Source organism: Listeria sp. LM90SB2 (genome assembly GCF_028867355.1).
Lineage (GTDB): Bacteria > Bacillota > Bacilli > Lactobacillales > Listeriaceae > Listeria > Listeria monocytogenes_B.
Map to the genome: position 1 here is coordinate 94,940 of NZ_CP046449.1, position 16,221 is coordinate 111,160.

Genomic DNA, 16,221 nt, shown 5'->3' on the forward strand with positions numbered 1-16,221 from the left:
GACTTGAAGAAAAATATTTTAGTCGTAATGATTGTTTCGGTACTTGCAATTAGTGCAATTGTATCAGCTTTTTTCTTAATGAGAGACGATGCTTATGCTATTGAAACGGAAGGCTTTACTTATAGCCCGAAAGGAAAAGTAGTAGATTTCTCATCAGAAGCCAAGTATAACGATACATGGATTAACAACGAGAAAACAATAACAGATAAAAAAGAAATGAAGCCAATTAACCTAGCAAGAACGTTATTTTTAAAAGATGGACGAATTCAATTTTTAGGAAAAAGTGTAGCCGTTAAAAGCGCATCAGATTTGATTGAATTACCATCCAAAACTTCTATAACAGAAAGCAAAGGTAGTTACAAAGCAAAAAGTGATAGTAATAAAACATTAGCACAACTTCCAAAAGGCACAGTTGTAAAACTTGCAGAAGGAAGATATATCATTTTGGATAATGCCTACCTAAAAAACAAACAAGGTCTTAATAAGAAACTACCTAAAAACGTACTTGTTTCCATAGACGAAAATAAAAAAGTGACGTTAATGGGCGATAAAACCATAGAAGAATTAGGCGGGGATGATGCTTATATTGAAATGGAGAACAATCACTATCACTTTGACTTGAAAAAAGAAATGTTGGTCAGTCAAACAGCTAAAGAAACAGATATTGATATTCGCTCCATTAAAGTGGAAATAGATGATAATGCCGAAAAAAGAAGTCTAAAAACAGCTAAAGAAACAGCAAATGAAACAACAAAAGATTCAACTCAAAAAGAACCAGAAAAACAGTCGAATGATACTTCTGGACAAAAAACAACGCAAAATAATGAGACGTCTGAAGGTAAAGATAATCAAACACAAGGCGCGTCTGGCAACAATGCAAATGGAAATGCAAATAACAATACAGCGAGAAGTAATGGAACAGGCGGAAGTGATTCTGGTGCAAACGGCTCTCAGCCCGGTGGTACGCAGAATAAACCAAATGAAGGCGATGTTAATAAAGCGAATGAAATTATTAAAAAGCTAAACGAAGCTGAAAACACAAATACGTTTCAAGTACCAATTGTGGATGTCAATTTGACAGTTAAAGGTCAAGTGGCTACAGCTAAACTAAAACTGACAGACTCATCCAAAAGGCTAAACTCCTTAGAAGCAATTCTTTACGATAGTAAGAACAATATTGTAAAAAAAGAAAAATTGAACTCAACAAAAGCGAATCAAAACTTCACCTTTAACAATTTAAAATATGGCGAAACATATCAAGTAGTTGTTCAGGGAAGCTACAAGTCAGCAAGCAATAAAAATCAAGATACTATTTTCTTCCGCCAAACGGTTGAGGCAAAACCGGTTGTTTTAACTCCAAAAGTGACGGAGCGTGGCGAAGATTATATGAAAGCGGAACTGACTGCAACCGAACTTTACGGTCATATTGATAAGCTGGTTTTAAAAATCAAAGAAAACAACAGCAATGTAACCACTTCTCAAAAAGTTACTGTTGATGCGAGTCAATTGACAAAAGACGGTCAAGTAGAAGTTAAATTTAATTCATTAAGTAGTGCTAAAGAATACATTATCGAAATGGAAGAATTGATTGTTGATGGAAAAAACGTGACAGATGATAGTTGGTACTTTATTTCCTCTACATTAAAAGCGAAACCAACAATTGAAGGCATAAATCTTTCATACAGCACGGATAAAGGCGAATTTGTTGCGTCACCAGTTAATCTAATTGACAGAGACGAATCAATTACAAGCATTCGATATGTAGCGTATTTAGAAGATGACTATAAAGCAAATGGTTCTAATGCCAAGGAATACGCTTATTCTGTAGTAGATGCCAACCAAAAGAAAACCGCTGTTAAAGTTGGTCGAACAGTTGATATGAATGATGGTAGTTATATTTTTGTTGGTTATATTTCTGGCAATAATGGTCAGTCTGATTATACTTTTGCAACTCCAGCTTCGAACAGTGTCATCGTTGGTAAAAAAACGAAGCCAACTGTAGAGTTTTCTCTGAAAGAAGCAGAGCAAGATAAACTGACAATCAACTATGAAATTTTTGATGCAGATAACACACTTCTTTTTGATAATCTAACACATCCAACCTTAAAGCTTTATAAGTCAGACGCTCAAGGGATGTATAGTGGAAATCCTGTTGCTACAGTTGATTTAACAAAGAAAAGTGATATTACGAATTTACTAGAATTCGATGGTTTAGAAAGTGAAGCTTACTATGTTGTCGTAATGACAGGCTCCTATAATCTGGACGACGGAGCAGGGATTATGGTTGATGAGCTTATTGGTCAGTCAAGTGTCTTCCGGACAACCGAAATTACAAAGGTCAACGCATCTTTTTCACTTGATTCAGTTGATACAACAAAAGCAACAATTAATGTCAAATTGTCTGAAGCGGCTGTTAATTTAAACGACGCTAATTTAAAAATTTATGAAAAGAAAACAAATACACTTGTCAAAACGATTCCGCTACACGGGGATTTTGAGAAGTTAATGAGCGATTTGGGAAATAGTTATCCCTTTAAAGATTTAAGTATTAATAAAGAGTATCTTGTGAAAATAGAAGATGGCTATGATAGTGGAATGAATCATGTTCCAGTTGAAGGGCAATTTATTTTCAAAACCAAGAAAGAAGCACCTGAAACAGACAAAGTATTGCTTGATTACAAAGCTTCTGAAATGAAATTAGGAGGCCTAGCGGGAATCGCGGCAACGGAAAAGCCACTGATTGATGATTACAACGCTGTTAGTTCTATTACCTATAGTATCTATAAAGCAGACGATTTAAACACACCGCTTGTGGAGCAAGAAGTTTCAACAGCGGCAGACTTTGAGAAGCACGTGTACTTTGATTTAACTAATAAGCTCTTAGGACGAGGTTATTCTTATGTCATAAAAGCGGATGTTGTTTGGAATGATAATTATGAAGATCATCATATTGAAATTAATTCCGATACAATCCAAATCAAAAAAGAAAAACCAACCGTTGAATACGAAATTTTAAGCCGCACAGCGAGCGAAATTAAATTAAATGTATATGTAGAAGATGAGGAAGAATCTATCGTACCGGGAACGCTTGAAATTACTAGTACGACAGGCGGTAATGAGCAACTTCAAAGTGGGAAAAATAATGTAACCTTACCACTTTCAAGCGAGGGAACTACAACAATTAAAACAACAGGTGATTACATTATTACCAGCGGAAGTTCAGCTATTTCAGATATTTTTATGACGAAACAGTTGGCAGCATTAAATACTACTGCACCACAAGTTGGAGCTAAAATTGCCATGGATGCTTCAGGCAAATCAATGACTATCGCCCCAGAACCTAATGCAGTTGCAAAAACTTCTGTGATGAGAACTAAATATGATTTGAAAGATGCTGCAAGCTCCAAACCAGATTATTCAATTACAAAATCTGGTCCTAATCAATTTAATACTCAAAACCTTAATCTGCCTATAGGTAATATTTGGTTTGATAATTCTTATCAGCTAACCCTTGATATGAAAATGAATTATACAGAAAACAAAATCGATAACCAAAACCTAGCCAATAATTACTATCTATCTATTGGAAATGGAGCGTCATTTGTTAGCTCTTTAAGCGGAGCGGTTTCGACAACGAACAACGTAAATAGTGCGGATGTTTTCAAAGTAACGAAAGCAAGCACCGATTCAGAAGGTAATATTTCCGGTGTTACATTTAAAAATATTTGGACTGATAAGTATATAGCTTATCGAAATGGTATTTTGATTAGTAATAGCGAGACTCCTGATTCATTCAAATTAATCCGTCAAGCTGATGGAAGTTATGTACCAGAATTGAGCGGTCGCTATGTTAGTTTCTCTGTTGGACTAGTAACAGATGAAGCAGCTGGATCAAAAATCGATTTATATTCAACTCAGGAAAAATTAGAACAAGTTTCGGAAGCTATTTCTGTAAAAGCACTTGAAGAGCCAGCTATTTCAGCTGAGAACATTAGTGTTTATGATAAACGCGTCAAAATAGATGTTATTGGTGAGGATAAAGACAATACAACGGTTAAGAAAGATAACAAGAATGAACTGTTTGTAAATGTTTATAAAGCAGATGGAACAACGCTCGTTAAATCAATTCGGATTGATGGACTACCAACACGCGATGTTTCTGTTACAGAGCTTTCACCAGATTCAGATTATGTTGTTAAAGTTGAAGGGAAATATGATTTGTTAGATGGTAAAGGCGAAAAAGACAAAGTGTATTTTTCAGAGACAATTAAGACAGAAAAAAGTTTACCGAGTATGACTTCAACTGATTATTCATGGAATCCAGCATATGGTCAGCGAGCAATTAAAGGAAATATCCATTTTACTGATGAAAGTAGCGTATTAACAAATATTGAATATCGTCTGTACGATGCTGCGACAATTTCTTCCAATTTATCTAATTTAGTAGCTTTAGAGCAAGAGTTAGGCAATAAAACTCCCGTAGCTACATTTGATAATATGACAAATAGTCCAGAATTCTCTATATATAACAGTTCTGGAGCTCAAAATTTTGTTTCTGGAAAAACATATGTGATTGCAGCATATATGAAGACAAGTCTAACAAGAGCACCTATCTTCCTAAGTGATGCCAAGGAGCTTTATATTTCACCGCCAAGTGGTGTTTCTGCTCCAATCACGCTAGAGAATGTTTCAACAAGAGAAGCGACTCTGAAATTCTCTTATAATGATCCACAAAGTTATTTTGTTGGCGGAACAAATAAAGAATTCCAGTACGTATTAAAAAACACGACAAATGGAAAGGAAATTAAAAAAGGATCGTTTCAAGGTGGGAATACAGCTAGTTGGATAAATACTTTTGAGGAATTAGAACCTGCAACAGGATATACGCTAACAATTAGCACCCAATACGATAATCTAAATGGTGGATTAGTAAGAGCATGGAATACTAGCTTTAATTTCACTACAGATGATGAATATGTAACTTCGAACTCACTTACCATTCAGCTAGATGCTGGAGCAAAAGTAGTTAAATTACAGGCTAAAGAAGTCAAACCAGGATCTACAACGATTGAAAATATTAAAATGGAGTTCTATGAGCTAATCGACTATGGAGGCAATAATGAACATAATCAATTAGTTGAAACTAAAAATATCACTTTACCAAGTTCTTATCCAGCAACTATTGCAGCAGATTTTAATGTGGCAGGTAAGAAGAAAAATCAAAGTTTCTTGGGTAAAATGATTGTCACCTATCGAACACCAACAAATGAAGTTAAAACGTATGAAAAAACATCTAATTTCATTACTTTACAAGAAGATATTGCCGCAGGATTAAAAGCATTTAAGAGTGTGCGAGCAACAAATAAGACTTTAGAAGTAAAATTAGATACTCCGCAAGTTAATTTAACCGATAAAGGAGATTACACGTATGAATTGAAGGGCGAAAATGGTGAGGTAATTGATACAGAAAAAGTTGCAGCGGAAGATATTTCTAAAACTGTATCGTTATCAATGGAGCCAACAAGTGATTATACGTTGACTGTCATTAATCCAGATAACCAGCCCGTCGCACTTTATCAAGGCAATAACGAAGAAAATAATCTGAAAGCTGAAATCAACAAAGATAGTTTTACACTGATGAGCAATAACACAGCCGATGCTGAAACTACAATGACAGTAACTGTAGAGCCTAAAGAATTAACAGCATGGCAAACAGTTCAATCCTGGTTTGGTAAAGACTTTACAGAAACTTATAACATCCAAAAAGATGAGCTAGATACAGGTGTGAAAATTGATGCAAATTATCAAGACACTAAAGTTACTGTCGAAGAAACAAAATCAGGAAAGAATTTTGGAATTATTGAATTGGAGGAGAGCAAATGAAACCTACATGGAAAATAGGGATAATCGTTGCAGCTGTTCCGTTAATAATTATTGCTGTCGTCTTATGGGGGTCTTTTAAGGAGGCAAGGTATAATCTTGTCTCTCTCCCTGATGACGGTGTAGTCCTAAATAATGAGCAAGAGACATTGCAATTTCAAAAGGGCAATACGCTTTATCGCAGTTGGAATAGTGATCAATTAATTGCGAAAAACGATAAAGAAGATACTCGAAACGAAATTATGGAGAGTACCATCCTTTATCTAAATAAAGAAGCCTTAATGTTTACTAAGAGTGTTCCCGTCATTGATACAAATGGGGTTAGTAGCAAACTAAAAGGAAGACAAGTCTACCAACAGACCAATTCTTCCTATAAATACAAAAACTCAGAAATCACGGAAAACAGTATTGTAAAACTAGCAAACCGTCAATACTATTTAAACGCAGATGCAACACTTTATCTTGGCGGCAAAGAAATCAAAAAAGTGTCGAAACCATTACTTTTGATTGATAAAACAGGAAGCGTCACTATTTATGAAAACAAAAAGAAAAGCCGTTTTCTTGGTCATATGACCTTGAAAGTCAATGATAAAACGGTTTTAGATGCTAGTAACGAAACGTATACTGTTGGCGAACGGAAAATTGATTTAGCTAGCTTTGGTGGAACAGACAATGAAAAGATAGTCGTAAAAGAAGATAAGAAAAAGACCGCAGAATCTGCGAAAGAAAAAGAGTCTGCGAAGAAAACAGCAAGTAACTCCTCTCAATCAGAAAATGAAAGTAACCAAACAACAAAAGGTACAGGCAATCAACTCAATGCTACCAAAAAATACGGAAATAATTTAAATGTTGGAAATGGAACTTCTGATTCGGAACCAAACGATGGTAAGGATACTAAAAATAATGGTTCAGGAAGTAATGCGAATGGTGGTACTAATCAATCAGATTTAAATGAAATTGATAATTATGAAGCAATCTTACGTAAAATAGAGGACTTAAATAAAAAATTAGAGCGAAACATTCCAGTGCTAAGAATCGGCTATATCGCACCTGGAGTGACTAGCGTGAAAGTCAACTATAACTATGTAGATCCGAATAACACTTTAATTGGTGTCACTAAAATTAGCGCCGTAGATGAAAAAACTGGAAAAACAGTTAATACGCAATATGTTTCAGCAGTAGATACGGAAGCTACACTAAAAGGACTTTCGCCAAATGGCAAGTATCATCTTGAATTTACCTATCAATATGATTTAGGAACAAATAAAGGCATTCAGGAAGTTAAAATGCAAAGCGACTCTTTTACAACGCAAACTGTTGCCGCAATTTATCAAATGCAAAGCGTTACAAGCACAACAATGAAAGTAAATATAGCGCTTGATGCACAAATTGATGATGTTAAACGAGCAAGAATTAAAGTAACCAAAGCAGATGGAGATTTTTTCTATATGAATGTTAGTGCGAATTTTTTAAATGGTAACGGAGAAACGCTTAATGTAACTGGGCTAAGTCCTAAAACTGCTTACCAATTCCAAACGATTATTGAAATGAAAAACGGAGAAACCATTGAATTAAACAGCTCCGAGAAATATTACACTATGCAAGCAACTGTACTAAGAAATCTAAGAGCTAGTCAATCTGTGAATAAAGTTTTACAAGTGCAATATGATTGGAGTTCGGCTGATTATACATTAAATCAAGCAACCATCGAACTGGAAGACGAGGAAGATAAAACAGAAGTAGATTATCAAATCGTTAATCAAGAAAAAGGTAATATTCATCTTGTTCCAGACACGAAAAGGGAGTTAATCAACTTAAAAGCCAAACTAGTACTCAAAACGACAAATAATAACACAAAAGAAAGCAAAACATTTGAGTATCCTGTTAAGCAAGAAATTGAATACGACAAACAAGCTAAACTAACAATGGACTTAACGCCGTTTCAAACTGAAGAAAACAGTGAGTTACAATCTGAAAAACAAGATGTAGTAGCAGAGAAAGAAACGAACGGAAATGATTTAACAGCTAAGATGGAAGATGTTTTAGCCCCTCAAAACGCAACTTATGATATGTCCTTTTCGATGCAACGTAAAGCTCTCGAAACGTATCAGTTGGAATTTGAAAGGAAGATAGCTGGGATAGACGATGATAATTGGACCGTGTGGAAGAGTCAACAAGTTACAACGGATGAAGCAGGGCAAGTGAAGGTTACAGAAACCATTTCAAAACTAGCTAAAGAAAGCTTCGATTATCGTGTAGCTGTATACGATGCTCAAGGTGCATTACAACTGTACGTTTATCAAAAGTAGTAAAAAATGATATGCATTTTAATACAACAAACTCAAACAGAAGGTAGGAAACAACAATGGATTTAGTAGTTGCATGTAGCGTAATTGGCGCGGCACTGGCAATTGGGCTTGCGACTTTAGGAGCGGCAATTGGACAAGGAATTGCCGTAAGTAGAGCAACAGAAATTATCGGAAAAAACCCGAATGCAAAGAAAGAAGTTATGGGAGGTCTCTTTTTGGGACTTCTCATGATAGTTGCATTAATGCTATTTGCACTGGCAATCGCAGTCATCTTGCTTTGGGTTAATCCGTTTATATGATGGGTGAGAATATGGAGAAAATGATTCAAACAATAATTCTATATAGTGTTTTCGCAGTAGGATTCTTATATTTACTGCATTTCACCTTAAGAAAACTAGAAAATATCTTGACTAGCTTTTTTTACGAAGTGAGTCAAGATCAGTCGCTTGAAAAGGAAAGTCTTTTACGCCGTTTAAAGCGACAAAAAGTAGCAACAACACAAGAAGAACAAAAAAATCGTCAATTGGCTATTGAATCGGAACAAAAAGAAGAGCTTTTTTTAGAAGAAATCGATCAATTAATAGCTCAAAATAAAAGCTATGAACAACAATTGCAGGCATGGGAAAATGAAAAGCCAAAGCAAATCGTGGAGGTGCCTAGATTTGAAACAACACCACACGCACCGTACAAATCACTAAGTAGTTACATTAATGAAATTTTTCAACAAGTTTTTATTGAGTCGGAAGAAGATGAAGCGCGTCTATTTACAGAAGCAATTCGGGAATTTGATGCATTAGTTAGAACAGAAAAAATACGTTGTGCGCTCCCATACAAAGTGATTTTGCAGTTATTTGAAATGTATTCGCCAGAGCAGTTACATTTATTTGCTCAGTCATTTCAGAGATATAGTGAGCTTTCGAGTAAACTTCCTGTGAAACAAATTTACCAAAGTAGTTATTTATCGCCAGAGCAAAAATTAAAAGTGATGCAAGAAGAAGGTACTTTAGATGAGTTAGATGCTGAATTTATCCAATTTCTTTTTTACATGATGACGCATTACTCTTACCGCCAAACGCGGAACCTGTATCGTAACTTTTTAGAGGTATACAATATTCATTTTTATACAGGTCTTATTTGCATCCATGTAGCTAGCAAAGATTCAGCTAATCACTTTGAAAAACTTTGGCAGCCGGCGCATAGGAGCTATAAAATCGAGTATCAAGTACAAAAAGAGTTAATTGGCGGAGTGATTATTCAATATGGTTCTAAATCAATTGATATGAGCTACCAGGAATTAATTAAACGATCAACAGAAAAAATGGAAGCGGAAGTGAAACTTTGAAAACAATTCATTTTGATATGAACAAATACGAAACCCATGTGGACTTGGAATATTTGAAAGAACATGGCCGAGTGGAAAAAATTTCTGATGGAGTTATTTTCTGCTCAGGCCTAGAAAATGCAGCGCTACATCAGGCTGTTTTAATTGATGAAAGGCACCGAGGTGTAATTCTGGAGCTCAATGAGGAATTTGTCGGAATCGGTTTGATTGATAAGACGAATGACATTTTAGAAGGTATGCATGTTGGGGTCTCCGGCAAATTTATCGAAGTAGACCTATTTGAAGAAATGGCAGGGCGTGTTATTGATACTACAGGAAAAATGCTTTATGAAGAAAGTGAAGAAAAGCCGACAGCAACCTCTCCACTTTTCTGTGTAACTCCAGCTATTATGACGATTGATAGTGTAACACGCCCGCTTAATACGGGGCTTGCGGTGATTGATTCTATTACGCCAATTGGTCGAGGTCAGCGTCAATTAATCCTTGGCAATCGCCAGTCTGGGAAAACACAAATTGCTGTGGATACGATAATTAACCAACATGATCAAAATGTGCATTGCATCTATGTTGCTATTGGCTTAAAAGCAGCTTATATCGCAGAAGTTATTGAAACTCTTCGAAATCATGGAGCAATGGAATATTCTACGGTTGTTGCAACTGCAGCCAGTGATTCCCTTACCGCGCAATATTTAACACCGTATGCGGGTATGGCAGTAGCGGAAGCCTTGCGAGATCAAGGTAAAGATGTACTCATCATTTTAGATGATTTAACCAAACATGCGGATGCTTATCGAGCAATTACTTTACTCTTTAACCGCCCGCCAGGAAGAGAAGCTTATCCAGGAGATAGTTTTTATATTCACTCTAGCCTCTTAGAAAGGGCCGTTCAAATGAATGAAGAACATGGTGGCGGTTCTATTACAGCAATACCGATGATTGAAACTCTATCAGATGATGTAACAGCTTATATCCCTACTAATGTTATCTCTATTACAGATGGGCAATTATTTTTAAAATCGGATTTATTCAACCGTGGTCAAAAGCCAGCCGTAGATGTTGGTGTGTCTGTTTCAAGGATTGGCGGCGATGCACAACACCCAATTATCCGCAAATTAAGTAAAAACTTAACGTTGATTCTTTCGCAGTTTGAGGAATTAAAAGAATTACTCGATTTTGGTAATGCACTTGATGATGGCAGTATGAAAATGGTATCGGATGGCCGATTATTAACAGAATTATTCAAGCAAAAAATTCTAAGCCCGTTATCAGTAACGGAATTAATCGTTATTTTATATGCTTTCCAAAATGGCTTTCTAACAAAAATCCCGCCTGCCAATATTCAGACTTTCAAAGACCTTTTGCTAGAAAAAGCGCATATGCATAAAGATTTTGAGTCGTTTTCAGCTCAGATAGAAACGATTAATGAACTGAATGAATCGCACATCGAAATGCTAGAAGAGATCATTCGGGAAGCTGGGAGGCTTTTTAGTTGAGTAGCATAGACCAAGCCCGAAAAACCATTAAAGCACTAAATTCAACCTATAAAATAGTCCATGTAACAGAACTAGCGACACTCGGAAAACTTTCCGCCTTAAGAGAAAAAGCGGAAGCGGCTGTTAGTTATTACGAAACTATTTTAAAAAGTTTGCGCTGGGTGAGAAAAACTATGTACACCAGTAATAACCAAGTAAAAGAAGAAAAAAATGTTACTGCTATTGCGATAACTTCTGAGCGTGGTCTTTGCGGCGCCTATAATAGTGAGGTTTTTGTTGAAATCGACCAGTTGATTGAATCACTCGGCGAGCAAGTAACGATAAATTGGGTAGTTGTAGGTGAACAAGGTCACCGTTATTTAACAAAACTAGGTCAGAATATCACCTCTTATTTACAGTTTTCTCTTGAAAATATTGATTTAGAAACCACTACGGCTGTTACTGCTGATTTTATTGACCTAATTCATTCGGAACAAATGGACGCACTATATGTGATTTTCACGAAATATTTGAATGCAGTTCAATCAGAAGCTATGTGTGAAAAAATTTATCCTGAAATTCCAGAAGACTCGAATACGGAGGAAATTGAAGTAGATTATGTACTCGATTTCGAGACGGATGATGAGCAGGTGGAGCAGTTATTATTAGAAAACTATTTGTGTGGCTTGCTTTATAGCATGTTTCGTTACTCGGTTGCCAGTGAATATTGCATGCGCCGAATCGCGATGAAACAAGCCAAAGACAATATCCAGAAACAATTGGAAGAAGCTATTTTTAATGCCAGAAAGCAAGCATTACAACAAAAAACTGGCGAATTACTCGATATCATTAGTGGAGCACAGACGATTAGGAAGGACGAAGAATAAATGAAAAAAAACACAGGAACCATTATTAGTATTAGTGGTTTTGTTTTAAAAATCGAATTTAATGAGAGCGAACTGCCTGAAATTGGCTTTGCGCTTGAGTATCATACACATCAAGGAACTTATCTAGCTGAAGTTGTTCAACATACTGGAATTAATACAGTGTCTGCCATCGCTATTGGTGAGGTAAGTGGCTTGGCTAGAGGTACGGAAGTCGTTAATTTAGGACATCCAATTGAAGTACCTGTTGGGGAAACCGTCCAAGGAAGAATGCTAAATGTATATGGAAAAGCGATTGACGGCAAACCAGAACCAGCTGCGGAAGTAAAATGGCCAATATTCCGTGACCAGCCTTTACTTCGAGAGCTAGATACGAATAAAGAAATTCTTTACACTGGTATTAAAGTTATAGATCTTATTTGTCCTATTTTAAAAGGTGGGAAAACAGGTTTATTCGGTGGAGCGGGTGTAGGGAAATCTGTCTTAATGCAAGAATTGATTAATAATATCAGTATGCTTGGTGGTAACTCTGTATTTACTGGGGTTGGAGAAAGAGTTAGAGAGGGAATCGGCTTGTATAAAGAATTAGAAGCAAGTGGTGTGCTCCCTCAAACAACCGTTGTACTTGGTCAAATGAATGAATCTCCAGGTGTACGGATGCGCGTGGCATTAACAGGACTAACGATTGCAGAATATCTACGAGATGAAGAGAAAAAAGATGTTTTATTATTTATAGATAATGTCTTCCGCTTTATTCAAGCGGGTTCTGAAGTTTCTTCTTTACAAGGAAAAATTCCTATTACTGGAGGTTATCAATCCACACTTTCCAAAGAGGTCGGCGATTTTCAAGACCGCATCGCGTCTACTAAAAATGGCTCTATTACCTCGATTCAGTGTGTATTTTTACCAGCAGATGATATTGATGATCCATCTGCAGTTGCGACGTTTAGCCATCTAGACTCAACAATTGTATTAGAGCGTTCGATTGCGGCACTTGGGATTTTCCCAGCGGTTAATCCACTTCAATCATTCTCAAGAGCACTCAATCCAACCTTTGTTGGCGAGCGACACTACCAATTAGCGGCGCAAGTGAAATTTATCTTACAGCGTTATATGGAACTGCAAGAAATCATCAACGTACTTGGAATGGCAGAATTAAGTGATGAAGATAGAAAACTAGTTCATCGTGCAAGGAAAATCAGGAATTTCCTTTCACAACCATTCTATGTTTCGGAAAAATTCACTGGAACAGAAGGCACATTTGTAGAAATTGAAGATTTGCTAGGGAGTATCGAACGCATTTTGAACGGTGATTATGATGAACGCTCAGAACGTGATTTCCTATTTATCGGATCCTACAAAGACTTGAAATAGGAGGAGAAGGAAATGAAACTTAAAATCGTCTCGCCTATGGGGCAGTTTTTTGAAGGAGAAGTAGAGGGCTTTGTTATTAATACAAAAGAAGGACAACAAACCGTGTTAGAAGAGCATATTGATTGTTTAAGCTTTTTTGACTATAGTGAAATCAGTATTTTAGATGCAGTTGCTTCGGACCCAATCTTTGTGGCACTTGGATATTTACATTTAGTACAAAATGAAGCAAATATCATGGCACAGTTTGCTTCTACGGATGCTGAGCAAGCGGAGCGGATTTTTGAAAGACTAAACAAGCGAAAACAAACAGAGAGTAGGCGGTCCGATGACAAGCGAATTTTTTAGTACACTTCTGTTGATTATTGGTTTATTACTTGGTTTTTTTCTGGCGATATTATTGATTTTAGTGGGGATTCGGCGCTTTTTATGTAGCGCTGAGGAACCCTTAAAACGAATCCAGCGCTATCAATTATGGCATAATCGCTATCAGTTAAATGCAGAGGTTACTTCTTTTTTAATTGTTATTGGAGCATCACTTTCAGTAAGCCTTATTACATTACAAATTACCGCAATTCCTTTTCAATATACGGTGCTAATATTTTGGAGTAGTTGGCTATTCCACTTACTTTCTTTTTGGAAGAAGATAAGAGTACCTAAAAAAATGAAGAACGAAATGAAGCAATTAGCAGGATTTCTTTTGATCACAGTGCTTTATTTTGTTGGTTTTTTTGCAATGAAGTCAGTGCATTTTTCTATTATACAAGTAGCAGATTTTCCGGGAGTTATTCAGTTCGGAATAAGAACCTATCTAACTATTTGTAGTTTTTTTGTGGCGTGTGGGGCATTAATTGTTTGGCAGCGCATCTATGTGAAACTACTAAAATGACTAAGAATGTGAATAAAGCATAACCAAGAAAAGTGAGGATGTCTACGTGGCATCCTTTTTTATAAATGAATATAAAAAAAGAATTTTTCTAACATATTTCTAACATACTTGTACTATACTTTAAATAAGCTGTTGATTAGCCATAAGAAAATGAACGAAAGGAAGTAAATTCAAATGACTTTTTTAGAATTCCATCAATTGGTCAAAGAAGATTTGTTGATTTATTCATGGATTATAAAAAATTTTCACCTTACGCGTCAAAAATTAATGGCGGGTGGCGAAATAACGATGAACCGTGAACAAGTAATAGTCATGGAGAAAGGTTTACTAGTACAAGTAAACGAGGAAGGTAAAGATGATTTGTATCGTGTTTTTATCGATCAACGAATTATTTTTACAACAAAAGGAGACATTACCTTAACGGCGTTAGAAGATACCTCTTATAGCATCATTCGAGCAGAAGAATTAATTGGAAAATTAGAAGACCAACATTTATTACCAACATTTTTCTTAGAAATAGCGGAAGACTTTGAGAAAGGTCTAGACTGGCAAAGAACGCTAATTTCTGTTGATCCTGCAGAACGTGCGGAAATGATTTTGGCGAAAATTATCGAGCGTTATCAAATAAATTCAGAGAACAAACCAGAATTTCCAAGATGGTTAAGAATAAATGTACTAGCAAGATTTGCCAAATGCTCAGTGTCTACTATGTCGTCAGTTGTAAACGAACTAGTCAATGAAGGTGACTTAAATATAAAAGGAACACCTTGGTTATTGACTCGACCTTATCAGGCAACTTGTGCTTAAAACAGACCTGTAAAAAACCACGCTTAAATGACATTTGCGTGGTTTTTTTACGCGATCTATAAAAAAAGATAAATTTATTACGTTTTTTTGATATAGATACAACAATTTTCAGATACACTAAATAATCAAAACGTATTTTCTGTATCAATAGGCGATACACTAATGATTATAGTATTAATATAGATGTTAAAATCATTGGTGTATAAGGGTTTTGAGAGTAATACTATAAATTGGCACAGAACTTGCAATAAATATAGCGGGTAGCAAAATAAATGAATTATATTAGGAGGGAAAAAGATGGTAGGAATTATCCTCGCAACTCACGGTGAATTTGCTGAAGGTATTTTGCAGTCCGGAACAATGATTTTCGGCGAGCAAGAAAACGTTAAAGCAATCACTTTGATGCCAAGCGAAGGTCCAGAAGACATCAAAGCTAAAATGGAAGCTGCAATTGCATCCTTTGATAGCCAAGATGAAGTTTTATTCTTAGTGGATCTTTGGGGAGGCACACCATTCAATCAAGCAAACGGTCTTTATGAACTACATAAAGATAAGTGGGCAATCGTAGCAGGACTTAATTTGCCAATGCTGATTGAAGCTTTCTCATCACGTTTTACAATGGAAAGCGCACACGAAATCGCAGCAAATATTCTTGCACCAGCTCAAGAAGGTGTCCGCGTTAAACCAGAAGAACTACAGCCGCAAGTAACAGCTACTGAACAGCCACAAGCAGAAATCGCTGCAGTTGGTGATGGAAAAATCGAATTCGTTTTAACTCGTGTTGATTCACGTCTCTTGCATGGTCAAGTAGCCACTGCATGGACAAAAGCAACACACCCAACAAGAATTATCGTCGTTTCAGATGCAGTTGCAAAAGACGACCTTCGTAAAAAATTAATCGAACAAGCAGCACCACCAGGAGTAAAAGCTAACGTTATCCCAGTCCAAAAAATGATTGAGATTTCAAAAGATCCGCGTTTCGGCAATACAAAAGCACTTTTATTATTCGAAAATCCTCAAGATGTTTTACGCGCAATTGAAGGTGGCGTAGAAATCGAACAAGTAAACGTTGGTTCCATGGCTCACTCTGTAGGTAAAGTTGTTGTTAGCAAAGTACTTTCCATGGGGAAAGATGATGTTGAAACCTTTGAGAAACTAAAAGAAAAAGGCGTTAAATTCGATGTGCGTAAAGTCCCTAATGACTCAAGCGCAAACATGGAAGACATCATCAAAAAAGCAAAACACGAACTAAAGACACAATAAAAAA

Annotated in this window: 11 protein-coding genes; all 11 read left to right on the top strand. The window is 36.2% G+C overall.

All coding sequences use genetic code 11. The features are described 5' to 3' along the window. Positions 1-3: 3 nt before the first annotated feature. The 11 genes from GL301_RS00490 (at position 4) to GL301_RS00540 (ending at position 16,217) form a co-directional block, all read left to right on the top strand. Entirely contained in the window at positions 4-5,883 is a 5,880-nt protein-coding gene (locus GL301_RS00490; protein ID WP_014929309.1) for a hypothetical protein, read from the top strand. Further along, positions 5,880-8,189 (top strand): hypothetical protein, encoded by a 2,310-nt coding sequence (locus GL301_RS00495; RefSeq protein ID WP_003728367.1) that lies wholly within the window; start codon positions 5,880-5,882, stop codon positions 8,187-8,189. The genes GL301_RS00490 and GL301_RS00495 overlap by 4 nt, the downstream gene beginning before the upstream one ends. Before the next feature lie 56 nt (positions 8,190-8,245). Next, positions 8,246-8,488, top strand: a complete 243-nt coding sequence (locus GL301_RS00500) for an ATP synthase subunit c family protein (protein ID WP_003721714.1) — start codon at positions 8,246-8,248, stop codon at positions 8,486-8,488. Between the two features lie 11 nt (positions 8,489-8,499). Beyond that, entirely contained in the window at positions 8,500-9,531 is a 1,032-nt protein-coding gene (locus GL301_RS00505) for a F0F1 ATP synthase subunit delta (protein ID WP_077952675.1), read from the top strand. Continuing rightward, positions 9,528-11,024: a F0F1 ATP synthase subunit alpha gene (locus GL301_RS00510; RefSeq protein ID WP_003728365.1), complete on the top strand. Its 1,497-nt coding sequence runs from the start codon at positions 9,528-9,530 to the stop codon at positions 11,022-11,024. The genes GL301_RS00505 and GL301_RS00510 overlap by 4 nt, the downstream gene beginning before the upstream one ends. Further along, entirely contained in the window at positions 11,021-11,890 is an 870-nt protein-coding gene (locus GL301_RS00515) for a F0F1 ATP synthase subunit gamma (RefSeq protein ID WP_003724926.1), read from the top strand. Before GL301_RS00510 ends, GL301_RS00515 begins: the two co-directional genes overlap by 4 nt. Then, positions 11,891-13,261, top strand: coding sequence for a F0F1 ATP synthase subunit beta (atpD, locus tag GL301_RS00520; protein ID WP_003724927.1), 1,371 nt, complete (start codon positions 11,891-11,893; stop codon positions 13,259-13,261). Between the two features lie 12 nt (positions 13,262-13,273). Continuing rightward, entirely contained in the window at positions 13,274-13,606 is a 333-nt protein-coding gene (locus GL301_RS00525) for a hypothetical protein (protein WP_003724928.1), read from the top strand. Further along, positions 13,587-14,147, top strand: a complete 561-nt coding sequence (locus GL301_RS00530; RefSeq protein WP_003724929.1) for a hypothetical protein — start codon at positions 13,587-13,589, stop codon at positions 14,145-14,147. The genes GL301_RS00525 and GL301_RS00530 overlap by 20 nt, the downstream gene beginning before the upstream one ends. Positions 14,148-14,321: 174 nt before the next feature. Next, positions 14,322-14,954, top strand: coding sequence for a hypothetical protein (locus GL301_RS00535; RefSeq protein WP_003728364.1), 633 nt, complete (start codon positions 14,322-14,324; stop codon positions 14,952-14,954). A 297-nt stretch (positions 14,955-15,251) separates the two neighbouring features. Continuing rightward, on the top strand, positions 15,252-16,217 hold the full coding sequence (locus GL301_RS00540; RefSeq protein WP_003721722.1) for a mannose/fructose/sorbose PTS transporter subunit IIA: 966 nt from the start codon (positions 15,252-15,254) through the stop codon (positions 16,215-16,217). Positions 16,218-16,221 lie beyond the last annotated feature (4 nt).

Excerpts from the sequence above, each read along its gene's own strand:
- GL301_RS00535 (WP_003728364.1), top strand. The coding sequence starts at position 14,322 with ATGACTTTTTTAGAATTCCATCAATTGGTCAAAGAAGATTTGTTGATT.
- atpD (WP_003724927.1), top strand. The coding sequence starts at position 11,891 with ATGAAAAAAAACACAGGAACCATTATTAGTATTAGTGGTTTTGTTTTA.
- GL301_RS00505 (WP_077952675.1), top strand. The coding sequence starts at position 8,500 with ATGGAGAAAATGATTCAAACAATAATTCTATATAGTGTTTTCGCAGTA.
- GL301_RS00530 (WP_003724929.1), top strand. The coding sequence starts at position 13,587 with ATGACAAGCGAATTTTTTAGTACACTTCTGTTGATTATTGGTTTATTA.
- GL301_RS00540 (WP_003721722.1), top strand. The coding sequence starts at position 15,252 with ATGGTAGGAATTATCCTCGCAACTCACGGTGAATTTGCTGAAGGTATT.
- GL301_RS00525 (WP_003724928.1), top strand. The coding sequence starts at position 13,274 with ATGAAACTTAAAATCGTCTCGCCTATGGGGCAGTTTTTTGAAGGAGAA.
- GL301_RS00495 (WP_003728367.1), top strand. The coding sequence starts at position 5,880 with ATGAAACCTACATGGAAAATAGGGATAATCGTTGCAGCTGTTCCGTTA.
- GL301_RS00500 (WP_003721714.1), top strand. The coding sequence starts at position 8,246 with ATGGATTTAGTAGTTGCATGTAGCGTAATTGGCGCGGCACTGGCAATT.